This window comes from Kitasatospora sp. NPDC001119, assembly GCF_053598475.1.
The window spans coordinates 61,147-82,642 of sequence record NZ_JBSFKI010000020.1 but is presented as its reverse complement, the minus strand read 5'-3'; the positions used below and the strand labels follow the sequence as shown (position 1 = coordinate 82,642).

Here is a 21,496-nt window from a genome sequence, read left to right as displayed (position 1 = left end):
ACGCCGGGGCCGGGTGATCCGGGTCAGTAGAGGTAGGTGCCCCAACGCTGTTCGGCGCGCCCGGTGCACGGTTCGATGGTGATCTGGTTGCCGTACCCGTTGTCGGTCAGGCACTTGTTCCGCTCGGCCACCGAGTAGACCTCGTACCAGCCGTCTCCCTTGCCGAAGAAGGCCCACATGCCGTTGGCGGTGGCGTCCCAGTGGTAGAGCTGGACGTCGCGGTTGTTGGAGCCGGCGAGGTTGAGGACCTGCGCGTCCCGGAGGCGGCTGGTCAGCGCGTACTGCGGGACACCGTCGCCGGTGTCCCCCTTGCGGTCCAGCCGCCAGCCCTGGGAGGCCTCGTTCGGGTTGTGCTGGTTCCAGGCCTGGATCTTGTTGCCGTCGCCGAAGGCGCCGTTGGCGGAGTCGACCGCCCGGCCGGTGCCCTGGTTGACGAGGGTGACCCAGGAGCCGTCGGGGTGGCCGCCGCGCTGGCCGTTGTTGCCCGCGCCGTGGGTGCCGCGGTCACCGCCGCCGCTGGGGATGTCGTTGACGGTGGCGGGGAGTTCCTGCCCGCAGCCGACCTCGTACGAGGCGGTCTCGTACCAGTTGACGTCGCTCGGGGCGTTGAGCTTGACGCTGCTCCGCAGTTCGCGCTTCGCGACCCCGTTGACCGGGTTCTTGAGCGTCACCGTGTACGTCCCGGTGCTGTCGGCGTGCGCGACGCGCACGTAGAGGGCGCCCTTCCGGCCGGGGTTGACGGTCACCTGGCGCGTGCCGGTGTACTCGTTGGTGTAGGACCACTTGTGCCCGTACTGGGTCTCGATGCTCAGCGACACCTTGGTGATGAGCGAGCCCAGGATCCCCGGCGAGGTGGACAGCCCCACCGAGACGGACGTGCTGTCCTCGGAGGTCCGCGACTGCCGGAAGCTCAGGGACATGGTGTCGGCCGTGGTCTTCCCCGGGGCGCAGTTGCTGTGGGTCTCCCCGCGCTGGTAGTCGGTGAAGCCCTGGGTGTAGCTCTCGCTCCGGTAGGTGCAGTTGGCGGTGTTGTTCGGGTCACCCGGGAAGTAGCCCTGGGCGCAGGCCTGCAGCCAGTCCTTGTCGCTGACGGCCTTGGGCCACTCGGCGTTGAACTTCTGCGCGTCGGAGTTGTTGCACCCGTACGCCCACGGCTGGACGCCCTCGGCGAAGTTGCCGTTGGGGATGTCCACGCAGAGCTTGTTGCCCTCGGTGGTGTAGATCGGCGTCCCCTTGGAGTTGTAGTACCACCAGCTCTGCGTGGGGTTCTTCCGGTTCGAGCAGGCGTCGAGGACCAGCGGCGTCTGCTGGTCCGTCCGACCGCCCTCCATGGACAGGCACTTGCCGGTCGCCTTGTTCCGGATCTGGTAGAGGCCGCCGTTCCAGTACCAGATCTGCGCGTCGGAGCCGTTGCAGGTCCACAGCTGCACCTTGGGCCCGGTGCCGTTGGACGCGTCCAGGCACAGGTCCGGCCGCTTGTCGGCGGTGAACGACAGCCACGAGGAGTCCGCTTCGGCGCTCGCGGCCGGGGCGAGGAGGCCGACGAGGCCCAGGGACATGAATAAGGCCAGGAGGGCGCTCAGGTAACGGCGGTGAGAGCGGCGCTTTTCCATGGGTTCTCCGAACTGGATGCTCGACACGGCCGGATCGCGGGCCGTGGCGTCATTGCACCGCCAGTTGGTAGACAAAAGATCAACACCGGTACGGGAGGCCGTTGCCGTCCTCGCCGGGGCGGGGAACGCGAAAGGGTCCGGCACCTGTGTGGTGCCGGACCCTTCCGACTGTGGAGCGCCAGGCCCGGGTTGCACGGACTCTTCCTACTGAAAGTAGGACGTACTCTGGTAGTACCGCTGACGCCTGACGAGGAATCATGTTCCTCGCGACATCAGGAATATTAGCAGTTCAGTGCCGGTGTGCCGAATCGCGGTGCCACGAGGCCGGGGGTTCGGGGTTCAGGGGGCGACGGCGTACTCGGTGAACAGGCCGCAGGGCTGGAATCCGAGGCGGCGGTAGACGGGCTCACCGTCGGAGGAGGCCTGGAGGACGGCGGTGCGGTAGCCCGCGTCGTAAGCCGTGCGCAGGGCGGCCAGGGTGATGGCTCCGCCGTAACCGCGCCGGCGCTCGGAGGCGAGGGTCGCGATGTTGTAGATCCCGGCGACCCCGGCGAAGAGGAAGACCTCGGCCGAGCAGACCGGCCGCCCGGCCACGTACCCGACGAGGTAGCGGGCGGGGCAGTCGGGGGGGAGGGCGGACCCGGCCGCGTCGGCGTAGAAGCGGCGGACCGTGGCGGCCGGCGGGTCCCAGTTCGCCGCCACGATCGTCGCGTAGTCGGCGAGTTGCTCGGGAGTGGTCGCGAGGCGGATGTCCAGGTCGTCGGCGGACGGCTCCGGTGGGGCGGTGTGCAGGTCCAGGCACATCCCGGTCTCGGTCTCGGAGGCCTGGAGGCCGGCGGCGGAGAGGAGGGTGGGGAGATCCGGGGGAGTGGTGGCGGGGCCGACCCACCGGGAGAAGGGGCGGCCGGTCGCGGTGAGCGTCCGGACGGTCTCCGCGAGCCGGGCGGGGGCGGTGCCGGCGGTGAAGCGTGCCGCCGCAACGATGTTGAAGGTGTCGTCGTCGAGCCCGCTGTCGGCGATGAGGAGGTCGGCGGTCTCGGTGACGGTCGCGTGCTCCAGGTGGCGGTGCAGGTGGCAGGCGTGCTCGGCGAGGTTCTGTTCGATGCTGCCGTGCAGGTCGGGAACGGGTGGCTTCGTCTGGTCCATGCCCGCCACGATGTCAGTCGGGGGAGAGGATGCCGAGTGATTAAGTGCCGGGGGAATGCGGAAGGGTCCGGCACCTGTGTGGTGCCGGACCCTTCCGGTGATGGAGCGCCAGGCCCGGGTTGCACGGACTCTTCCTACTGAAAGTAGGACGTGCTCTGGTAGCACCGCTGACGCCTGACGAGGGCTCATGTTCCTCGCGCTGAAAGAAATATTAGCAGCTCAGTGCCCGTGCGCCGAATCGGGGCCGCCGGAGCACCGGCCGGAGGGTGGAGCGGGCCGGCCGGTGCGGCGGGGGAGGCGTCAGACGTCGAACTCGCCCGCGCGGATGGCGGAGACGAGGTCACGCCATTCGTCGGGGGTGAGCTGGGCGATGGCGTCAGGCAGGAGGCTGCTGCGGACATAGACGGCGTCGGTGGTGATTGCTACCTCTGGGCAGTTGCCCGCATTGGAGCACGCGTTGGGCCGGGTCCAGGAACGGTTCTCCATCGGCTATATCTCCTTCTTGATCTTCGCGATCAGATCGCGGGAGTCGGCAACCGAGAGAGACCTGTCAGCCATCTGTTCAACGACTGCGCGGTACTCCTCCAGGTGCTCAGCCAGATGGAGGAAGATCGGGCCCTCCATGGAGTCATAGCTGACGGTGTCGAGCCTGGGTACGAGCCCGTTCGCGTAGTAGATGGCCTGGCCGGGTCCCTTGAAGCCTCCAGCCGCGAAGCTGATCACTCGAAGCGTGACATGTGGCAGCTGGGACAACTCCAGCATCCAGTCCAGCTGTTCCCGCGCCACGTCACGGCCGCCGAACTGCATGCGAAGAGCCGCCTCGTGGACGATCGCCGTGTATGGATGGGTGCCTTTCGCCATCAACATCTCGGATCGCAGCATCCGTTGCTCGACACGCGTCTCAACGACGCGCGGAGTCAACCGGACCTGGTTGTCCTGGAAGATCGCGCGACTGTAGCGCTCCGATTGCATGGGGCCCGGCGGATGGCAGATCTGGTACGAGTACATGCCCTTCGCATGGTGCTCGAACTCGCAGATGTCGAGGAAGCCCTGCGGAACCGATCCGCGATACTCCTCCCACCAACCCTTGGTCTTGTCGCCCGCAATCGCCGCGAGGGCCTCGACGTACTCGGAGTCGGCTTCGCCGTACTTCTGAGCCAGCGCGACCACTCGTTCGGGAGACACGGAGTAGGTCGCCTGCTCGATGAGTGTGATCTTCGTGCGATCCACGCCAAGGACGGTGGCCGCCTCTGTGGTGGTCGTACCGGCGGCATCGCGCATCTTCCTCAGCTCGATGCCAACCCGCTGCTTGCGTGCACTTGGGGTAGGTGGCATGTGCCCAAGCATCCACCGGGGCACTACAGCGAGTCCAGCCGCATTTAGGGGTACATGTGTGAGAAGTGCTCGCACATGTACCGTCCTATGCCCTACAGTCTGTGATGCACCGATCACCGAACGGATCGTCAGTAACGCCGCTCGGGCACCGAAGAACACCCATGTCCAGTGGGTTCGTTCACGGCGACGCATCCGCCGGTCTCACCCTTTCCCCCATCGGGAGACACTGTGCGCAACATCAACTCCCCCTCCCTCACCCTCTCCCGCGACGCCCTCCGCGACGGCATGGCCAGCGCCGGCTGGCCGCCCTCCCTCATCGCGGACGCCGAACTCGCCATGGTCGAACTCATCGTCAACGCGTGGCGCCACGGCGAGACGACCTCCCCGGTCATCCTCATCGACCACCGCGTCGACACACTCCGCGTCGCCGTCTCCGACCGCAGTCCACTCCTCCCGAACCTGGGCCCCCACGCCCTCCTCTCCGAGACCGGCCGGGGCCTCCAGCTCGTCGCCGGCCTCACCCACCGCTGGGGTGTCGACCCGCAGCATCTCGGCAAAACCGTCTGGTTTGAGCTGCGGCAGGACGGTGCCGCGTGAGCGCCCACCACCCGATCCACCCCGCCGACCCGGCCCTGCTCCACCTCACCTCGCGCCAGGTCACCGAACTCATCGTGGAACTCCGCACCGAGGGCCGTGAGTTCGGCCTCCTCTGGCCGTCCGCCATTCCCGGTGACATCAACCTCCACGGCCGCCGCCTGGTCGACATCGGCAATGTTCCGGCCAGCACTCTGATCAACCTCCTCGCGCTCATGCGCGAGTACAAGCGCAACCGCGACGTCCGCCACCGGCTGGAGTGACGACACCTTCCCGGGAACAGTCCCGCTCTGTGATCCTGTTCGCATGCTGCTCCCCGACGTCGCCTCGCAGACCGTCCTCATCGAAGTGGTCCGGATCGCGGATCCGAGGAGCGCCTACGGCTCGGACTCCGTCACCGGCGAGGTCCTCACCGTCTGGGATTCCGAGCACCTCCGGCAGGCCCTCGACCTGATGGGCGAGCTGCCGGAGGGCGAACTGCGCCGCTGTTTCGCGCCCGGGTACGGGATCCGGGCGCACGGCCCCGGCGGGCTCCTCTTCGAGGTCTCCTTCTGCTTCAGCTGCCACGGCGTCTGGCTGGCGGGCCCCGGGGTGCCGTCCGACCTCCACGGCATGCAGGCCTTCGACGCCGACAGCCCGCCCGCCCGCGAACTGCTCCACCGCTTCCGTACGTCCGCCGGAAATCCGGCGTGACACGTCACCCCTGCCCATCGGACCGACCGCACCCCGAGGAGCCGCCATGCCCGTACCGCAGAAGCCCGCCGACCCGTACGCGGCGATCGGCGTCGTGGGCCCCGCCCCCGAAGGGGTCACCCTGCCGCTGCCGCCGGTGTTCGACTCGGTGGAGGAGGAGCGCCGGTACCGCAAGGAGCAACTCGCCGCGGGCTTCCGCCTGTTCGGGCGGTTCGGCTTCTCGGAGGGCGTCGCCGGGCACATCACCGTCCGCGACCCGGAGCACCCGGACCGGTTCTGGGTGAACCCGTTCGGCATGAGCTTCAGCCAGATCAAGGCCTCCGACCTGATCCTGGTCGACCACGAGGGCACCCTGCTGCACGGCACCCGCCCGGTGAACCGGGCCGCCTTCGCCATCCACTCCCAGGTGCACGCCGCCCGCCCCGACGCGGTCGCCGCCGCCCACTCGCACTCGCTCCACGGCAAGGCCTTCTCCAGCCTGGGCATCCCGCTCGCCCCGCTGACCCAGGACGCCTGCGCCTTCTTCGAGGACCACGGCCTGTACAGCGACTACCGGGGCGTCGTGACCGACACCGAGGAGGGCAAGAGGGTTGCCGCCGCGCTCGGCAGCCACAAGGCCGTCATCCTGCAGAACCACGGCCTGTTGACCGTCGGCCAGTCCGTGGCCGAGGCGGTCTGGTGGTTCGTCACCATGGAGCGCTCCTGCCAGGCGCAGCTGCTCGCGATGGCGGCCGGCACCCCCAAGCCGATCGACCGGGAGACCGCGCTGATCACCCGGGGCCAGGTCGGGACCCCGCTGGCCGGCTGGTTCCAGGCTCGCCCGCTGTGGGACCAGATCACCGCCTCCGACCCCGACCTCTTCGACTGACGGCCCCCGCCCTCCCCGCCCCCTCCCCGTCCGCCCACCCCTCGGAGAAGCCCCCCGTGCCCGCCACCCCCGCCCAACGCAGGCTCCGGATCGCCGTGTTCGGCGCCGGCTCCATCGGCTGCCACCTCGGCGGCATGCTCGCCGCGACCGCCGACGTCACCCTGATCGGGCGGCCGGCGGCGATGGCGGCGATCGACGCGGCCGGGCTGACCCTCACCGGCCCGGGCGGGGCCCGCCGCGAGGTACGGGACCTGACCGCCGCCACCGACCCGGCGGCCGTGGCCGGCGCCGACCACGTCCTGGTCACCGTGAAGTCCGCCGACACCGCGACCGCCGCCCGCGAACTCGCCCCGCACCTCGGCCCGGACACGGTGGTGGTGAGCTTCCAGAACGGCCTGCGCAACACCCGGGCGCTCGCGGCCGCGCTGCCCGCCCACCGGGTGCTGGCCGGCATGGTCCCGTACAACGTGGTGCGGACCGGGCCCGCCGCCGTTCACCAGGGCAGCGGCGGGTCGCTGATGCTGGCGGCGGGGGAGGGGGCCGCCGCCCTCGCCGGGGCGGCCCGGGCGAGCGGGCTCCGGCTGGACCTGCGGCCGGACATGCCGGCCGTCCAGGCGGCCAAGCTGCTGCTGAACCTCAACAACGCCGTCAACGCGCTCTCCGGGCTTCCGCTGCGCGAGCAGGTCGGGCAGCGGGCGTACCGGCGGTGCGTGGCGCGCTGCCAGCGGGAGGCGCTGGCGGCGTTCCGGGCCGCCGGGGTCGCACCGGCTCGGCTCGGCCCGGTGCCGCCGGGGCTGATGCCCTGGGTGCTCGGCCTGCCCGACGCCCTGTTCCAGCGGCTGGCCGGGGCGAGCCTGCGGATCGACGCCACCGCCCGCTCCTCGATGTGGGAGGACCTCCAGCGAGGCCGCCCCACCGAGATCGACTCGCTCCAGGGCGAGATCGTCGCCCTCGCCGAACGCCACGGCCTCACCGCCCCCGCCAACGCCCGCCTGATCACCCTCGTCCGCCGGGCCGAGGCCGCCGCCCCCGCCGCCACCCCCGCCTGGACCGGCCCCGCCCTCCTCGCCCAACTCCCCCCGGCCCGCTGACGGGTGGCGCCCGTCGACCTGGTTGGATCGCCGCATGACGGACTGGTCGCGACTCCACCACGCCTACGGCTCCGCCGAGGACGTACCCGCCCTGCTGGACCGGATCGCGGCGGAGCCCAGCGCCGAACTCTGGAACGACCTGTGGTCGGCCCTGTGCCACCAGGGCAGCGTCTACCCGGCCAGCTTCGCGGCACTGCCCTGGCTGGCCGACCTGGCCGGGCGCGGGGACCGGGACCAGGCGGTCAACGCCGTGGTGCTGGCGGGCGCGATCACGGCCGGCGCCGACCAGCTGCACGAGGCGGGTGACGTCCGCGCGGAGCACGCGGCGGAGATCGCCGGACTGCTGGCAGCCGCGAACCGGTACCTGCGGACCGCCACGGACCGCGGGGAGTACGTCCACCTCCTGGAAGCCGTCCTGGGCTTCGAAGGCGTCGCGGGGTGGAGCGAGGACCTGGCCTGGGGGCTCGGGAGCGAGGAGTACGAGGTCTCCTGCCCGGGCTGCGGGGAGGGCCTGTTCATCGTCTTCGGCGAACGCGGCCACTTCTCCACCGGCGAGGACTACGCGCTCGCCGACGGGGACATCGAGACCCGGCCCCTGCGGCCGACCGCCCCCGCGGACCTGGACGGCATCGGGCGGCGCCTCCACGACCTCGCGCTCGCCGACGGACAGCGCGAGGTCGCGCACGCGCTCACCCACGTGTTCGGCGGTGCGACCTGCCCCGACTGCGGGACCGACTTCCCGGTCGCCGACCGGATCCGCGCCGACGGCTGAGCCGGCTGCCGAGCTGCGACCGGCGGGCGGCGCTTGCGGGCGGGCGCCGCTCAGTAGTCGAACCAGACCACCAGCCGGACGTTGTCGTCACCGTGCTGCGAGGCGAGGGCCTCCATGACCGTCCAGACCGGCTTCCACTCGCCGTCCTCGCGGACGGCGTCGCGGCGGTCCATCCGCTCGGAGCGGTAGACGACGTCGTCGACCACCCACTCGCTGCCCTCGGGCCAGGTCCGGACCTCGCCCGGCTCCGGCCCCGGTCCCGGTGTCGGCACCGGTACGGGAATGCCGAGGGTCTCGCCGAAGCGCCGGTTCCAGGCGCTCTTGCCGACGAGCGTGAGCCCGTCGGGGGTCCGCCGGTACTCGTGGAGCCGGCTGTCGGGTGCCTCCGCCGCCTCGGCCCAGTCCACGGCCCTCACCTCGGCCCAGGTGATCCAGGTGGTGCCGTAGAAGGTGGTCCCGTACGTGTCCACCGCCGCCCGCACGGTCTGCGAGGCGTCCGGCGGCAGCCCGCGATCGGCGGCCAGCGGACGGAAGTTGGCGTGGTTGCGGACCCCGAAGAGGCAGCCGAACGCGTCGTAGTTCCTGGTGGTGTTGAGGAGGTCGAGGGCGACGGCGGCCTGCCAGGCCGGCTTCCCGTCCTCGTCGCGCGGGAACCACGCCCGGCACTCGATGAATCCGTTGATGTCCGTTCCCATGCCGGGCATTCTCCAGGCCGCCCCGCGCGGGAAGTCGGCCCCGCCGACTTCCCGTGCGCTCCCCTGCCGGGCCGACGTCCCGCGCGGCGCCCGCGTCGGCTCAGTCGCGCGGCCAGGGGCGGCCGTCGAGCCGCTCGATGCCGGTGTTGAAGCGGCGCAGGAAGCCGGCGAAGGAGGCGATGTCCTCCTCCGGCCAGTCCGTCATCACGAGGTTCAGTGCCCGTACGTGGGCCTCGCGTTCCGCGTCCAGCCGGCGCCGGCCCTCCTCGGTGAGGCGGAACTTGCGGGCGATGCCGCCGTCCGGGTCCGGGATGCGTTCGAGCAGTCCCGCGCTCTTCAGGGCCGCCGTCTGCCGGTTGAGGGTGGAGACGTCCAGGGCGAAGGCGTCGCTCAGCTGGCCGATGGACATCGGCCCTTCGGCGTCGACCCGGCTGAGCAGGATGTAGGCGCTGCGTTCGAGCTGGCTGCCCTCGGGGCGGGCGTTGACCTGGCTGAGGTCGCGGTGCCGGGCGAACACCAGGAACTCGAGGGCGACCTCGTGCGTGGGGCTGGTCATGTCGAAGTCCCTTCATCACCGCTTCGACCTGCGGGTTCTCCGTGGATCACCCTTCAGTATGCCAGAGGCGTGCGCGGCACACATGATGTGCATCGCGCACATCCTGTGTAAGCTGACCGTCTTGTGTTTCATGCACATCGTGTGTTTTGTGCATGTTTCCGCTCTCGAACGCTCTTCGAACGTTCTTCGACTGCTCTTCGACCGCCCGAGGAGGCCCGTCATCAACGGCCCCGCCCCCACCCCCCGCACCGGTCCGATCGTGGCGGTGCTCGCCTTCACCGGCACCGTCGCCGCGATCATGCAGACCCTGGTCACCCCGCTGATCAGTCAGCTCCCGCAACTCCTGCACACCAGCGCGTCCAATGCCTCCTGGGTCATCACCGCGACCCTGCTCTCCGCCGCCGTCTTCGTCCCGATCAGCGGCCGCCTCGGCGACCTCCTCGGCAAGCGGACGATGCTCATCGCCTCCTGCGTCCCGCTGCTGCTCGGCTCGGTGCTGTGCGCGGTGGCCGACTCCGTGGTGCCGATGATCGCCGGACGGGCCCTGCAGGGCATGGGCATGGGCCTGGTGCCGATCGGCATCAGCCTGCTGCGCGACGTGCTGCCGCCCGAGCGGCTCGGCTCGGCGATCGCCCTGGTCAGCGCCTCCATGGGGATCGGCGGCGGCCTCGGCCTGCCGATCGCGGCCGGCGTCGCCGACTACGCCAGCTGGCGCGTGCTGTTCTGGGGCACCGCCGTACTGGCCGTCGTCATCATCGGCCTGCTCTGGGTCATCATCCCGGCCCCGGCCGCTTCCGCTTCCGCGGACGGCCGCCCCGCCGCCGGCGGGCGCTTCGACTACGTCGGCGCGATCGGCCTCAGCGTCGGCCTGGTCTGCCTGCTGCTGCCCGTCTCCAAGGGCGGCGACTGGGGCTGGGGCAGCACCCGGACCCTCGGCCTGTTCACCGCCTCCGCCGCGATCCTGCTGCTCTGGGCCCGCTGGGAGCTGCGCGTCAACGAGCCGCTGGTGGACCTGCGGGTCACCGCGCGCCCCCGGGTGCTGCTGACCAACGCCGCCTCCGTCCTGGTCGGCTTCGGCATGTACGCCCAGGCGCTGATCGTGCCGCAGCTGCTCCAGCTGCCGGAGGCCACCGGCTACGGGCTCGGGCAGTCGATGCTGGCGATGGGCCTGTGGATGGCGCCCGGCGGGCTGATGATGATGGTCGTCTCCCCGTTCGGCGGCAAGCTGTCGGCCGCGCGCGGACCGAAGTTCACCCTGGTCGCCGGGGCGCTGACGATCGCCGTCGGGTACGGGCTGGCGCTGCCGCTGATGGGCTCCACCTGGGGCGTGCTGATCGTGACGATCGTCTGCAACAGCGGCGTGGGCCTGGCCTACGGCGCGATGCCCGCGCTGATCATGAGCGCGGTGCCGCTGACCGCGACGGCCTCGGCGAACAGCTTCAACACCCTGATGCGCTCGCTGGGCACCTCGGTGTCCGCCGCCGTGATGGGCGTGGTGCTGTCGCAGATGACCGTCACCCTGGGCGGCCACACCCTGCCCTCGGAGGGCGGCTTCCGGGTCGGCCTGGTGATCGGCTGCGGCGTCGCGCTGATCGCGGCCGCCGTCGCCGCCGTCATCCCCGCGCCGCCCGCGTCCCGGCTGCGCTCCGTTCCGGTGCCGGCGGGGGCCGGTGCCGAGGAGGCGGACCAGGCCAAGGCCTGAGCTCCGCCGGTCCTCGAAGCCCTGCCCCGGGCGCGCCGTGCTCGCGCGCCCGGGGCGGTTCGTCTTTCCCGGTCCGCCGTTCCGCCGGGGGCCTGGGCCACTCGGACGGGTCAGGAGCTGTCGCTGTGGAGCGGGATGTTGCCAAGCATGGGGACGTACGGGCCCCTCGGCCGCCGAACACCGACCAGGAGAGGGATCCCTCGGTGCGTGAACTCCACAGTCCCCCCAGCCACCGCCGACCGGGCCGGAGGTGGACGCCGCAGCGGACGGTCGCGCTGATCGTGGCGGCCTCCGGCGTCGCCGTGCTCGCGGCCTGCAGCAGCAGCTCCTCGGGCACGGCGGCCGGATCGGCGACGGCCACCCCGCCCAACGCGGGCGCCTTCTCCGGCGAGCCGCCCTCCGCCGTCGCCTCCGCCGCCGAGTCGCTGCTGGCCTCGGCGTCCGCGGCCATCGCCTCGGCCTCGGAGGCCTCCGCGGCGTCCGTCGCCTCCAAGGCCGCGGCGGCCTCCGCCTTCGAGGCCTCCGTCTCGGCGCAGCAGGTGACGACCAGGGAGAAGGCCGCCTCGGTGCTCAGCGGGGAGCCGGACGGCGGCAACGCGGTGAACGACGTCGCGATCACCGGCATCAACCGGCAGAACACCGGCGGCCTGCACGCCGTGGTCGTCACGATCCGCAACCGGGGGCTCGAAGCGGCCTCCTACGCCGTCCAGGTCGACTTCACCGACACCAGCGGCAAGACCGTGGACAGCGCCGTCGTCGGCGCCGAGAACGTCCCGGCGAACGGCACGGCCGAGCCCGTCGCCTTCAGCAGGCAGCCGGCCGACCGGACGCTGCTGCCGGTGGTGGTCAAGGCCGTCCGGTACTGACCCCCGCCCGGGCCGCCCTAGCGGAAGTCCGCCGCGTGGTCCCGCACCCAGCTGCGGACATCGCGCGGCGGACGCCCGAGCACCTCCTCCACGGTGCCGGTCACCCGCTCCGGCTCCCGGGTGAACGACTCCCAGGCGCGCAGCCGGGCCGCCACGAACGCGGCGTTCCCCCAGGCCGCCGTCAGCTCCTCGCGGACCGTCTCCGGCGGCAGCTCCTCCCACCGCACCGCGACGCCCAGCTCCTCGCCGATGATCCCGGCCGGCTCGGCGTGCGAGAGCGACTCCGGGCCGGTGAGCACGTACGCGGCGCCGCCGTGCCCGTCCTCGGTGAGCGCCCGCACCGCGACGTCCGCGATGTCCCGCTCGTGCACCAGTGATCGCCGTGCCCGCCCGTACGGCCGGCGGACCACGCCCTCCCGCACCTGGTCGGCCCAGGCCGGCAGGTTGCCCGCGAAGTCGATCGCCCGGACGAAGGTCCACTCCAGGCCCGAGCGCCGGATCAGCCGCTCGATCTCCTGGTGGAAGACGACGGCCGGCTCGTCGTCGGCGAGGTCCGCCACGTCCGTCGACAGGTAGACGACCCGCCGGGCGTGCCGGGCGATCAGCTCCACCACCCGGGGCCGCACGGGCAGCCCGGGCCACATCAGGTAGACCGCCTCCACCCCGCCGGCCAGCGCGGGCTCCAGGCTCTCGGGCCGGGTCAGGTCGCCCTGGACGGCCTCGACGCCCGCGGGGAGCCGGGATGCCGCCTCGTCCCGCACCAACGCCCTTACCTCGTGGCCGCCTTCGACCAGCGAGGCCACAACGTGCCTGCCCACACTGCCGGTTGCGCCGATCACCAGAACCTTGGTCATGCCCGCCCCCAACACCGGTGCGCCCGGGGCTATGCCCGGACGGCTACCAGCCCGACTCCACCGGCCCGACTCCACCGGCCCGACTCCACCGGCCCGGTTCGCGGGCGCATCCCGGGTTACGTCACGCCGCCGGGGGGTTACGTGACGCCGTCCGCGCGTTCCCGCTGCCGGGTGCGGTAGGCGCGGGAGCGGCAGCGGGGCGAGCAGTAGCGGGGCGGGCGGCCGCCGGGGCGCGGGCGGGCGGGGGAGGGGGCGGTGGCCGTCAGCGGGCCGCCGCAGGCGGGGCAGGCCGGGGCCGGTTCGGGCTCCTCGTCGGGGGCCGGGGCGTCCGGGACCGGGTGCGAGGTCAGGCCCAGCCGTTCGGCGACCACGCCGGCCTGGAAGCGGCTGTGCGCGCCGAGGCCGTCCAGCAGGTCCGAGACGTGGCGGCGGCAGGTGCGCAGGGAGATGCCGAGGCGGCGGGCGACGGACTCGTCCTTGAGGCCCTTCGCGAGCAGCACCAGGATGCTCTGCTTCATCGTCTTGGTGACGTCGTGCGCGGCCTGCGGGCCGCTGGCGAACGGGGCCGCGTTCTCCCAGTCCCGTTCGAAGACCGTCAGCAGGTAGGAGAGCAGGTCGGGCTCGCGGATGATCAGGGCGCCGCCGGAGCTGGCGGGCAGCAGGGCCAGCGAGCCGTCCACGATGATCAGTTGCGGCAGCACCTCCGGCAGCGTCCGGATCTCGGCGCCGGCCTCGATGAGCTGCTCGGCGTGCACCCGGGTGGGCTGGTCGAAGCGGGTCGCGTGCTGGTAGAGGCTGCGCATCCGGACGCCCCGGTCGAGCAGCGCCAGGTCGCGCGGCAGCGCCTCGCGCAGGGCGGCCGGGGAGAACGAACCGCCGTGCTTGGAGACCAGCACCTCGCTGCGGCAGGAGTCGATCACGTCGGCGAGCAGCGAGCGCACCGCGAACTTGTCCGGCAGGCGGTCGATGGTGCCCTGGGGGAAGGCGTGCTGACGGGCCTGGAGGTAGACGGGCACCAGCGCCGCGAGGCCGTCGCGCTGCTGCTGGACGATCCGCCGCTGCTCGCGCAGGGCCTCCTCCCGGGCGCGCAGGGCGGTGTCGCGGGCGGAGAGCAGCTGGGCGGTCGCGGCCTGGGGGCTGACGGGCTGCCAGGCGACCGGGGGCGCGTCCGTACGGTTCCCGTCCGTACGGCGGTCGTCGGGGAACAGTTCCTGGAGGAGGCAGGCCCCGGTGAGCTGCCGGACGGCCGCCTCGCACTCCGGCAGGGTCAGGTCGGTCTCCGACGCCGCCTGCGCGAGGGTGGCCGGGGTGAGGCGCTCGTGCACCACCGTCCACCGGTAGAGCGTGACGGCCGCGCTGTCGAGCGCGGGCACGTCGGCGGTCGGGTCGGGGACGGTCGGGTCGGGGCCGGTCACGGGGTGCATCGCATGCCTCCTAAAGCTGCCAGGCAGGCTCATGATCCCCTGCGGGGGATGCCGTGGCCATCCGCCGCCTGGCAGGGTGACGAGCACGGACCGGGCGATGCGGCAGGAACTGCGGAAACGCCCGGAACGTGTGGAACCGTCCCCGAAGTGATGGGAGTTGTCGTCATGCGAGGAATCGTGACGCGGACACTGGCCGTGGTCGCGCTGGGTGCCGCCGCCTGGTTGGGCGGGGTGGCTCCGGCCAGCGCCTCCGTGTTCGACGGCGCGACGCTGACGGAACCCGGCGGCGTGCACGACGGCCACCACTGCGTCCAGACGACGGCCTGGGGCGACGCCTGGTGCCCGGGCAAGCCGCTGAGCTGACGCGTCGTCGCGGGCGACTCCCGTCCCCTCCTCATCGAAAGGGAAGTCCTGTCATGCACATGGCTCTGAAGCGTTCCGTCCGTACCGCGCCCACCGCCACCGGCCGGGCCGGCTCCGCGTCCTCCGCCCCCTCCGCCGGGGCCTCCGCCGGGTCCGCGAGCTGATCCGCCCGGTGAAGTGACGTAGCGCGCCCTGCACGGGAAGTCGGCGGAGTCGACGTCCCGTGCAGGGCGCGTTGCCGTACCCGCGGGTGCGAGGGGCTCAACCGCCGACGCGCACCACGTACTTGCCGGTCGCCCGGCCCTCCTGCATGGCGTCGTGGGCGGCCGGGACGGCGTCGAGGCCGGGCAGTTCGGTGACCGGCAGGTCCAGGCCGCCGTCGGCGAGGAGGCCGAGGACCCGGCGGACGGCGCGGGCCAGCCGCTCGGGGGCGGTGGCGGCCAGGCCGCGGTGGCTGAAGCCGGTGACGGTCAGGTTGCCCGCCATCAGGTGGCCGAGCGGGGGCAGGTCGGCGACGGCGCCGCCGCCCGCGTTGCCGAACAGCACGATCCGCGCGCCGGGCGCCGCCACGGCGAGGTCGAGGTCGAGGGCGGCGGTGCCCAGCGGGTCGAGCACCAGGTCGACGCCCCGGCCGCCGGTGGCGGCGCGGATCGCCTCGGCCGGTCCGCCGCCGCTGCCGCTTTCGCCGCTACCGCTTCCGTCGGCGCCAGGTCCGTCGGCGCCAGGGCCGTCGGCCGCGCCGCGGGCGAAGACGTGGTCGTAGCCGGAGGCGAGCGCCGCCGCGGCCTTCTCCGGCCGGCCGACCGTGCCGATCAGCCGGCCGCCGCCGAGCAGCGGGACGAGCCGGGCGACGGCGTTGCCGATCCCGCCGCCCGCCGAGTGGACCAGGACGGTGTCCCCGGCGGTGAAGCGGCCCGCGTCGGTCAGCAGCAGCACCGAGGTGGCCAGGCCCAGCGGGACGGCGGCGGCCTCGCGCAGCGCCACCCCGTCCGGGAGCGGCACGGTGAGCGCGGCCTCCGCGACCACCACCTCGGCCAGCCCGGCGCCGACCGGCGCGGCGACCACCCGGTCGCCCACCGCCAGGCCGGTGACCCCGGCGCCGAGCTCGCGGACCGTACCGGACACCTCCTTGCCGGGCCGGTACGGCCACTCGGCGGCGTACGCGGCGTCGCCGCGGCGGGTCATCACGTCCACGAAGTTCAGTCCGGCGTGGGCGACGTCGACCGCCACCTGGCCCGGTCCGGGGTGCGGCACCGGGATCTCCCGGACCTCCGAGTTCTCCGCTCCACCGGGTGCGGTCATCACCAGCGCACGCATGTCGGGCCCCCTCGACTACGATGTTCGACGAACGACGAAATTGGCGCGGGACAGTGGTACCACGCCATTTCCATGGATGTCGAACATCGCAGATCAGGGAGGTCGACCCATGCCCCGCAGCACCCGCCGACGACCGGCGCTCGCCCACCCCGCGGCCGAGGAGATCGACCTCTTCGACGTCCTGCACGCGCTCTCCGACCCCACCCGGATGACCATCGTCCGCGTTCTGCGCACCGAGCCCGAACGGGCCTGCGGCACCTTCCCGGTGGACGTCGCGCCCTCCACCCTGAGCCACCACTTCAAGGTGCTCCGCGAGTCCGGCCTGATCGTCCAGCGCGAGGAGGCCAACCGGCGCTTCTCCGCCCTGCGCACCGTCGACCTGGAGCAGCGCTTCCCCGGGCTGCTCGACACCGTCCTCGCCGCCCACGCCGCCGCCGTCGCCCACGCCGGTACGGCGGGTTAGGCGACACCGGGGCGCTCAACGCCGGTGCCAGACCGCCCAGTTCTGCCGGGCGTCGAAGCGCTCGACGTACCAGTCGGCGGGGTGGCCCGGCCAGTACGCCTCCGGCGGCCTCCCCTCCCCGGGCAGCGGGAGGACCATCACGTTCGCCTCCGCCGGGACGGGCTGCCAGCGGGGGTCGCGGGACCAGACCCGCCCCCGGTAGACCTCGAAGGTCTGGGCGGCGCGCAGTGACCAGTCGACGTCCCAGGCGAACACCACGTTGTCGTCCGCCGTGATCCCGGCGGCGCGGGTGAAGCCGGTCGCCAGGCCCTCGCGGCCCTCCGCGTGCGGCCGGGCGACCTGTGCGGTGATCGTCGTGGTGGCGAAGGCGGCGAACAGCGCCAGCGAGACGCCGAGCGCCCCGAGCACCCGGCGGCCCCCGGCGTGGCGGACCAGGACCGCCGCGCCGAGCAGGACCAGCACGGCGGCGCAGGTGCGGGGCAGGTCGATCCGGCCCCAGTCCGCGGCCAGGAAGGAGACGTCGGGCAGGGTCCAGGGGATGAACATCGACGTGTGCAGCCGCTCGCCGGCCGCCAGCGCCACGACCCCGGCGAGCAGCAGGACGAGCCCGGCCGCGACCGCCGCCGTCCGGACCAGCGCGCGGCGACCGTACCGCGCGAGCACCGCGACGCCCGCGACGAAGGCCGACGGTACGAGGTAGGAGGTGTACCGGGCGTACACCCAGTCGTCGACCCGGCCGTCCAGCGGCAGGGCGGCGGCGGAGGCCACGGCCGTGCCGAGCAGCAGGGCCACCAGCACGCCGCCGGTGGTCCGCAGGGCGGGCGGCCGGCGGCGGTCGAACACCGCGCACAGGCAGGCGACGACGGCGAGCCCGCCGACACCCCAGGTGGAGACGGTGAAGTACCAGATCTGACCGGCCGCCCGGGCGAGGGTCTGCACGGCGGCGCCCGGATCGGTCAGGCCCTTCCAGAGCGAGCCGCCGACGTCGCTGTCCGGGACGGTGAACCGCGCGTGCAGCCAGGCCGACAGCAGCTCGGCGCCGAGCACGCCGAGGCCGAGCGCCGCGAGCCCGGCCGCCGTGGCGCGCCACGGCGCCCGGCGCAGCAGCAGGACGCCGAGCAGGACGGCGGCGGTCAGCGCCACCACCACGCCGCCGCGGTCGTGCACCGCCATCGCGTAGCCGGCCGACGCCCCCGCCCCGACGGCGTGCCAGGTGCGGCGCCGCGGCGGGCCGTCGGCGAGCCAGCCGTGCAGGCAGAGCAGCCAGGCGAGCACCAGGACGGGCAGGACGGCGTCGGTCAGCGCGAACTGCGAGTAGAAGACCACCGGCGGCAGCAGCGCGGTCGCGGCGGCGAAGGCGTACGAGACGCGGCGGTTCAGGCCGAGGCGGCGCAGCGCGACGTGGGCGAGCGGGAAGACCAGGGCGTTGACGGCGGCGTTGACGCCCATGACCAGGTGGTAGGCGGTCGTCGGGTCGTCGGCCAGGCGCAGCGCGGGGGAGATCAGCAGGGGGTAGCCGCCGGGGATGACCACGCCGACCGGGATCTCGGTCGCCGAGCCGCCGGCCAGCACCCGGGCCTCGGCGAGGTAGGAGTCCTCGTCGGGGTGGACGGACGGGAAGTCCATGGACCGGACGAGGACGAGACGGAACAGCAGCTCGGCCAGGTAGCCGACGAGCAGCACGACGGCGGGCCGGGTGGCGGCGGTCCGGACGACGGCGGCGCGGACGGTGGCGGCTGTGGCACGCACGGCGGTTCGGGCGGTGCTTCGACCGGTGGCGAGCGGAGTCGGGTCGGGCCGGGTCGTGGTGCGGGGTGGCATGGGCGCGCCCCCTTCTGTCGACTGTCGGACGACTGTATATGTCGTTGGACTGCATATGTAGTCCGACTGGTTCCACGGAAGGGGGCGGGCGCCTACGGGCCGGGCCGGGTCATTTCGCCGGAGGGGTCGGGTACAGGCTCGCCAGCGGGTTGACGTACTCCTTGGCCGGCATGCAGGAAGGGCCCGGGGACTTCATCAGTCCGGCCTGCATCTCGCGGGAGCTGTTGGCCGGCGAAGTCCTGGCCAGCGGCAGGTAGATGAAGATCTCCGTGCCCGCCGGGAGCCGACGGGGGTGGACGGTCAGCACGAGCGGCTCCCCGGGCCCGTGCTCGATGTCCCACCCGGCGGTGAGGTCCACGTGGGAGGGCTGCTTCGGCTCGCGCGCCTTGCAGCCCGGCTCGCCGGGGTAGACCCGGGCGCGGATCCCGAACCGGTCGATGTCGCGCTGCAACTGGTCCACGTCCACCGGCTTGTAGTCCTCGAGTATGGTCAGCCGGACCACCTCCTCCTCGCTCTCCAGGGTGTACGCGACACCGCTGCTGCTGCCCAGCGACCGTCCGCTGTCGTCGCCGCCGGGGGCGGAGCCGTCGGTGCCGGTGGTGAGCAGGACCCCGGTCAGCGCGGCGGCCAGCCCCAGCGGGAGGGCGGCGCCCAGGAGCAGGCCGCGCCGACGGGCGGTGCGTCGGGGGGCGGTGCGCCGGGGGGTGTCGGGGGTGCCGTCCGGGTCGGTGATGCTGTCCAACAGGTGCTCCTTGAGCAGGAGGTGGCGGCTCCGGGGGAGGACCGGAGCGGCCGGGGCCGGCAGCAGCCGGGCCAGCTCCTCCCGATCGGCCTGTTCGGACCGGTGCCGGGGGGTGGCGCTCATCGGATCGTCTCCTTGGTCGGCCGGACCGCGGGGGTGCGGTCACCTGGTACCTGTCCGGTGCTGCCCGGGCGTTGCGCGGTCTCCGCCGCCCGGTGGCCCGCCCGCTGCCCCGGCCGCGGCGTGCCCGGCTGCTCCGGCGGCGGCGCGCCCCGCCGCTCCGCCCGCGCCGAACGCGCCGCGGCCAGCTCCCGCTCGGTCAGCTCCCGCAGCCGGGCGCGGGCGCGCGAGAGCCGGGAGCGGACCGTACCCACCGGGCGGCCGAGCGCCTCGGCGACGGCCGCGTGGTCCAGCCCCTCCCACACGTACAGCGCGAAGACCTCCCGCTCGGCCGGCCGCAGCCGCTCCAACGCGGCCTTCGCGGCGGCCAGTTCCTCGGCGTCGGCGATCCGGCCCGCCAGCTCGCCGGAGAAGTCCGGCACCACCTCGCGCGGCGGCAGCTTGGCCATCGCCTTCTGGTGCCGGCGGGCCGCCCGGCGGGTGTTGCGGATGACGTTCCCGGCGATGCCCAGCAGCCACGGCGCCAGGCTCTCCGCGCCGTCCTCCCGCTCGGGGGCGATCCGGGCGCGCAGCCGCCAGGCCTCCAGGAAGGTCAGCGAGACCACGTCCTCGGCGACGGTCCGGTCCCCGGTCATCCGTACGGCGTGCCGGTACACCGCCCGGGCGTGATCCTCGAAGACCTGCCCGAACGCCTCGGCGTCCCCGGCGCGGATCCGCGCCCGTATCGATTGCTCCACACCCGGTCCTGTCCGGCGGGCCCCGGGCGCTGCCGTGATCCGCGTCACATGCCTGCCCGGCTCTGCTTCAGGCCGTCTGCGGGAGCGTCATCGCCGCCGACGGCGCCCGGTGGCGGCGGTGGTACGACACGGTGACGGCCGCCAGCAGCGGCGCCCAGGCGACGGTCGGCAGGTAGAGGAAGCCGACCAGGGTGTGGCCGAGCGGGGTCATGCCCGTACCCGGCAGGGCCCACCAGCCGACGAACGGCGTCCACAGCAGGGCCAGGCCGACGGCGCCGAGCGAGGCCGCGAGCACCACCGCACGCGGGCGGACCGGGCGGCCGCCGAAGAACGGCACCCAGCGCGGCGGCACCGTGCCCCACGGGCGGACCAGCCCGATCGTGAGCAGCGCCAGCGCCTCGGTGAACAGGCTCAGGAAGACCGGCCACACCGCGCCCCACCCGGTGAGGCCCATCGCCCGGTAGCCCGCCTCCGTGTACCCGCCGTGCCAGCCCGCCACCAGCCCGAGCCGCCACAGCCCGGCCGGCAGCGCGGTGACGGCGGCGAGGTGGGCGGCGCGCACGGCCCAACGGGGCGCGGCGGGAACGGCGGTGGCGGCGGCAGCGGGCCGGGGCGTCGTCATGCCCCCACCCTTCCGCGCGGCCCCGGCCCGCCGCGTCCCCCCGGCGGCGGGCCCGCCGCCGGGGGCTCCCCCGGGCGGGGGAGGGGCGCCTCGGTCCCCGGGAGCAGGGCGCCTCGCCCCGTCACCCGGCGGCCGGGACGCCGCCCGGATCAGCGCAGCCGCGAGGAGGAGAGGATCGACGCCAGGTGCGCGACCACCATGCCCCAGGTGATCACCGTGATGCCCGCGAGCGTCCACCGGGTGGCGTCCAGGTTCCCGAGCCCGGCGTCCACCGCGGCCGCCGCCAGCAGCACCAGCGAGGCCTCGATGCCGTTCGTCACCCGGTGGATCTTGAACAGCGAGGCGACCTTGCGGGCCGTCGCGATGCCCTGGGAACGCGGCTGCGTCGACTCCTCGGTCGCCGGCAGCTGCCCGCTGCGGGCGCGGGCCACGTCCACCAGGTCCGTCGAGGCCTTGAGCAGCACCACGCCCAGCGCGGCCGCCAGACCCGCCGACACCCACAGCTCCGACCCGCCACGCGCCGCCCGGACACCCGCGCCGATCATCAGCGCGGCGTCCGCCAGATAGGCGCCGAGCCGGTCCACGTACACCCCGGCCATGCTGAACTGGCGCTTCCAGCGCGCCACTTCGCCGTCCACGCAGTCGAACAGCAGGAACAGCTGGAACAGCACGACGGCCAGCACCGCACCGGCCGGGCCCGGGATCAGCAGGGCCGCGCCGCCGCCGACCCCGCACACCACCATCACCCAGGTGAGGGTGTTCGGCGACACCGAGGTGCGCACCAGCTGCCGGGTGGTCCGCAGCGAGATCCGCCGCATGTACATCCGGCCCGCCCAGTGCTCGCCGTTGCGGCTCTGAAGCTTGGCCTGCGGCTGGCACACCTCGCGCAGCTCGGCGAGCGCCGGAGCAGCCACCATGACGACATCCCTCCACCTGTCCCGAAAACGATCACCACAGGCTACGGCCTCCGGGGGAACGCCCGGACCAGGCGGCATGCCGCCGGAGGTACGGGAGGTGTCCGTCGTCGGAACGTCCGGTGCTCACGTCGCGCGCGAGCGTCGCGGACGTCCGCCGGAGCGCCCGCGGTGAAAACCGGTGGGCC

At 73.3% G+C, this 21,496-nt stretch carries 24 protein-coding genes; 10 read left to right on the top strand and 14 right to left on the bottom strand.

The annotated features are described in order from the left end of the window. Positions 1-23 precede the first annotated feature (23 nt). The 4 genes from ACWDD9_RS24575 to ACWDD9_RS24560 all read right to left on the bottom strand — a co-directional run bounded on the left by ACWDD9_RS24575 (position 24) and on the right by ACWDD9_RS24560 (position 4,094). The gene (locus ACWDD9_RS24575; RefSeq protein WP_388047431.1) at positions 24-1,559 is read right to left on the bottom strand and encodes a ricin-type beta-trefoil lectin domain protein; all 1,536 of its coding nucleotides are present in this window, start codon (positions 1,557-1,559) and stop codon (positions 24-26) included. Positions 1,560-1,952: 393 nt separating this feature from the next. After that, positions 1,953-2,717 (bottom strand): GNAT family N-acetyltransferase, encoded by a 765-nt coding sequence (locus ACWDD9_RS24570; RefSeq protein ID WP_449812693.1) that lies wholly within the window; start codon positions 2,715-2,717, stop codon positions 1,953-1,955. A 342-nt stretch (positions 2,718-3,059) separates the two neighbouring features. Then, a complete protein-coding gene (locus ACWDD9_RS24565; RefSeq protein WP_449812663.1) occupies positions 3,060-3,245 on the bottom strand; it encodes a DUF397 domain-containing protein in 186 nt (61 codons plus the stop codon). A gap of 3 nt (positions 3,246-3,248) precedes the next feature. Next, on the bottom strand, positions 3,249-4,094 hold the full coding sequence (locus tag ACWDD9_RS24560) for a DUF5753 domain-containing protein (RefSeq protein ID WP_380743785.1): 846 nt from the start codon (positions 4,092-4,094) through the stop codon (positions 3,249-3,251). 228 nt (positions 4,095-4,322) lie between these two features. Here ACWDD9_RS24560 and ACWDD9_RS24555 point away from each other — a divergent pair, with 228 nt between their 5' ends. The 6 genes from ACWDD9_RS24555 to ACWDD9_RS24530 are packed head-to-tail and all read left to right on the top strand — an operon-like array spanning position 4,323 to position 8,112. Next, positions 4,323-4,691 carry an ATP-binding protein gene (locus ACWDD9_RS24555; RefSeq protein WP_079272654.1) on the top strand — a complete coding sequence of 123 codons (369 nt, stop codon included), beginning with the start codon at positions 4,323-4,325 and terminating at the stop codon, positions 4,689-4,691. Continuing rightward, a complete protein-coding gene (locus ACWDD9_RS24550) occupies positions 4,688-4,951 on the top strand; it encodes a hypothetical protein (RefSeq protein ID WP_074005068.1) in 264 nt (87 codons plus the stop codon). Before ACWDD9_RS24555 ends, ACWDD9_RS24550 begins: the two co-directional genes overlap by 4 nt. 43 nt (positions 4,952-4,994) lie before the next feature. Further along, a complete protein-coding gene (locus ACWDD9_RS24545; protein WP_049650290.1) occupies positions 4,995-5,381 on the top strand; it encodes a hypothetical protein in 387 nt (128 codons plus the stop codon). A 46-nt stretch (positions 5,382-5,427) separates the two neighbouring features. After that, complete coding sequence (locus tag ACWDD9_RS24540) at positions 5,428-6,249, top strand: class II aldolase/adducin family protein (protein ID WP_117487958.1); 822 nt, start codon at positions 5,428-5,430, stop codon at positions 6,247-6,249. 56 nt (positions 6,250-6,305) lie between these two features. After that, the gene (locus ACWDD9_RS24535; RefSeq protein WP_449812662.1) at positions 6,306-7,340 is read left to right on the top strand and encodes a 2-dehydropantoate 2-reductase; all 1,035 of its coding nucleotides are present in this window, start codon (positions 6,306-6,308) and stop codon (positions 7,338-7,340) included. 34 nt (positions 7,341-7,374) lie between these two features. Then, positions 7,375-8,112, top strand: coding sequence for a hypothetical protein (locus ACWDD9_RS24530; RefSeq protein ID WP_449812661.1), 738 nt, complete (start codon positions 7,375-7,377; stop codon positions 8,110-8,112). 50 nt (positions 8,113-8,162) lie between these two features. Here the strand turns inward: ACWDD9_RS24530 and ACWDD9_RS24525 are convergent, their stop codons facing one another. Together ACWDD9_RS24525 and ACWDD9_RS24520 are read right to left on the bottom strand one after the other, a co-directional pair. Next, positions 8,163-8,807, bottom strand: coding sequence for a hypothetical protein (locus ACWDD9_RS24525; protein WP_449812660.1), 645 nt, complete (start codon positions 8,805-8,807; stop codon positions 8,163-8,165). Positions 8,808-8,907: 100 nt separating this feature from the next. Further along, positions 8,908-9,363, bottom strand: a complete 456-nt coding sequence (locus ACWDD9_RS24520; protein WP_049650286.1) for a MarR family winged helix-turn-helix transcriptional regulator — start codon at positions 9,361-9,363, stop codon at positions 8,908-8,910. A 220-nt stretch (positions 9,364-9,583) separates the two neighbouring features. Here ACWDD9_RS24520 and ACWDD9_RS24515 point away from each other — a divergent pair, with 220 nt between their 5' ends. After that, on the top strand, positions 9,584-11,065 hold the full coding sequence (locus ACWDD9_RS24515; RefSeq protein WP_375874790.1) for an MFS transporter: 1,482 nt from the start codon (positions 9,584-9,586) through the stop codon (positions 11,063-11,065). A 203-nt stretch (positions 11,066-11,268) separates the two neighbouring features. Continuing rightward, positions 11,269-11,931 carry a hypothetical protein gene (locus ACWDD9_RS24510; protein WP_234348259.1) on the top strand — a complete coding sequence of 221 codons (663 nt, stop codon included), beginning with the start codon at positions 11,269-11,271 and terminating at the stop codon, positions 11,929-11,931. 17 nt (positions 11,932-11,948) lie between these two features. Here ACWDD9_RS24510 and ACWDD9_RS24505 read toward each other — a convergent pair whose 3' ends face one another. Beyond that, positions 11,949-12,785: an NmrA family NAD(P)-binding protein gene (locus ACWDD9_RS24505; RefSeq protein WP_449812659.1), complete on the bottom strand. Its 837-nt coding sequence runs from the start codon at positions 12,783-12,785 to the stop codon at positions 11,949-11,951. A 137-nt stretch (positions 12,786-12,922) separates the two neighbouring features. Then, positions 12,923-14,209, bottom strand: coding sequence for a helix-turn-helix transcriptional regulator (locus ACWDD9_RS24500; protein ID WP_449812658.1), 1,287 nt, complete (start codon positions 14,207-14,209; stop codon positions 12,923-12,925). A gap of 177 nt (positions 14,210-14,386) precedes the next feature. Here ACWDD9_RS24500 and ACWDD9_RS24495 point away from each other — a divergent pair, with 177 nt between their 5' ends. Beyond that, positions 14,387-14,572, top strand: coding sequence for a hypothetical protein (locus ACWDD9_RS24495; RefSeq protein ID WP_449812657.1), 186 nt, complete (start codon positions 14,387-14,389; stop codon positions 14,570-14,572). Between the two features lie 261 nt (positions 14,573-14,833). Here the strand turns inward: ACWDD9_RS24495 and ACWDD9_RS24490 are convergent, their stop codons facing one another. Beyond that, positions 14,834-15,889, bottom strand: coding sequence for a quinone oxidoreductase family protein (locus tag ACWDD9_RS24490; RefSeq protein WP_416874847.1), 1,056 nt, complete (start codon positions 15,887-15,889; stop codon positions 14,834-14,836). Positions 15,890-15,998: 109 nt separating this feature from the next. Between ACWDD9_RS24490 and ACWDD9_RS24485 the strand changes: the two genes are divergently transcribed. Further along, the gene (locus ACWDD9_RS24485; protein WP_387968119.1) at positions 15,999-16,352 is read left to right on the top strand and encodes an ArsR/SmtB family transcription factor; all 354 of its coding nucleotides are present in this window, start codon (positions 15,999-16,001) and stop codon (positions 16,350-16,352) included. A 15-nt stretch (positions 16,353-16,367) separates the two neighbouring features. Here ACWDD9_RS24485 and ACWDD9_RS24480 read toward each other — a convergent pair whose 3' ends face one another. The 5 genes from ACWDD9_RS24480 to ACWDD9_RS24460 all read right to left on the bottom strand — a co-directional run bounded on the left by ACWDD9_RS24480 (position 16,368) and on the right by ACWDD9_RS24460 (position 21,311). After that, a complete protein-coding gene (locus ACWDD9_RS24480) occupies positions 16,368-18,173 on the bottom strand; it encodes a hypothetical protein (protein ID WP_449812656.1) in 1,806 nt (601 codons plus the stop codon). A 109-nt stretch (positions 18,174-18,282) separates the two neighbouring features. After that, a complete protein-coding gene (locus ACWDD9_RS24475) occupies positions 18,283-19,038 on the bottom strand; it encodes a hypothetical protein (protein WP_449812655.1) in 756 nt (251 codons plus the stop codon). Next, the gene (locus ACWDD9_RS24470; protein ID WP_449812654.1) at positions 19,035-19,772 is read right to left on the bottom strand and encodes an RNA polymerase sigma factor; all 738 of its coding nucleotides are present in this window, start codon (positions 19,770-19,772) and stop codon (positions 19,035-19,037) included. Before ACWDD9_RS24470 ends, ACWDD9_RS24475 begins: the two co-directional genes overlap by 4 nt. A 67-nt stretch (positions 19,773-19,839) precedes the next feature. Beyond that, a complete protein-coding gene (locus ACWDD9_RS24465; protein ID WP_449812653.1) occupies positions 19,840-20,394 on the bottom strand; it encodes a hypothetical protein in 555 nt (184 codons plus the stop codon). Between the two features lie 149 nt (positions 20,395-20,543). Beyond that, entirely contained in the window at positions 20,544-21,311 is a 768-nt protein-coding gene (locus tag ACWDD9_RS24460) for a CDP-alcohol phosphatidyltransferase family protein (RefSeq protein WP_117487932.1), read from the bottom strand. Positions 21,312-21,496: the final 185 nt, after the last annotated feature.

Coding starts and splice junctions, on each gene's coding strand:
- ACWDD9_RS24575 (WP_388047431.1), bottom strand. CDS start 1,559: ATGTCCCTGGGCCTCGTCGGCCTCCTCGCCCCGGCCGCGAGCGCCGAA.
- ACWDD9_RS24565 (WP_449812663.1), bottom strand. CDS start 3,245: ATGGAGAACCGTTCCTGGACCCGGCCCAACGCGTGCTCCAATGCGGGC.
- ACWDD9_RS24560 (WP_380743785.1), bottom strand. CDS start 4,094: ATGCCACCTACCCCAAGTGCACGCAAGCAGCGGGTTGGCATCGAGCTG.
- ACWDD9_RS24545 (WP_049650290.1), top strand. CDS start 4,995: ATGCTGCTCCCCGACGTCGCCTCGCAGACCGTCCTCATCGAAGTGGTC.
- ACWDD9_RS24540 (WP_117487958.1), top strand. CDS start 5,428: ATGCCCGTACCGCAGAAGCCCGCCGACCCGTACGCGGCGATCGGCGTC.
- ACWDD9_RS24530 (WP_449812661.1), top strand. CDS start 7,375: ATGACGGACTGGTCGCGACTCCACCACGCCTACGGCTCCGCCGAGGAC.
- ACWDD9_RS24525 (WP_449812660.1), bottom strand. CDS start 8,807: ATGGGAACGGACATCAACGGATTCATCGAGTGCCGGGCGTGGTTCCCG.
- ACWDD9_RS24520 (WP_049650286.1), bottom strand. CDS start 9,363: ATGACCAGCCCCACGCACGAGGTCGCCCTCGAGTTCCTGGTGTTCGCC.
- ACWDD9_RS24505 (WP_449812659.1), bottom strand. CDS start 12,785: ATGACCAAGGTTCTGGTGATCGGCGCAACCGGCAGTGTGGGCAGGCAC.
- ACWDD9_RS24500 (WP_449812658.1), bottom strand. CDS start 14,209: ATGCACCCCGTGACCGGCCCCGACCCGACCGTCCCCGACCCGACCGCC.
- ACWDD9_RS24490 (WP_416874847.1), bottom strand. CDS start 15,889: ATGCGTGCGCTGGTGATGACCGCACCCGGTGGAGCGGAGAACTCGGAG.
- ACWDD9_RS24485 (WP_387968119.1), top strand. CDS start 15,999: ATGCCCCGCAGCACCCGCCGACGACCGGCGCTCGCCCACCCCGCGGCC.
- ACWDD9_RS24480 (WP_449812656.1), bottom strand. CDS start 18,173: ATGCCACCCCGCACCACGACCCGGCCCGACCCGACTCCGCTCGCCACC.
- ACWDD9_RS24475 (WP_449812655.1), bottom strand. CDS start 19,038: ATGAGCGCCACCCCCCGGCACCGGTCCGAACAGGCCGATCGGGAGGAG.
- ACWDD9_RS24465 (WP_449812653.1), bottom strand. CDS start 20,394: ATGACGACGCCCCGGCCCGCTGCCGCCGCCACCGCCGTTCCCGCCGCG.
- ACWDD9_RS24460 (WP_117487932.1), bottom strand. CDS start 21,311: ATGGTGGCTGCTCCGGCGCTCGCCGAGCTGCGCGAGGTGTGCCAGCCG.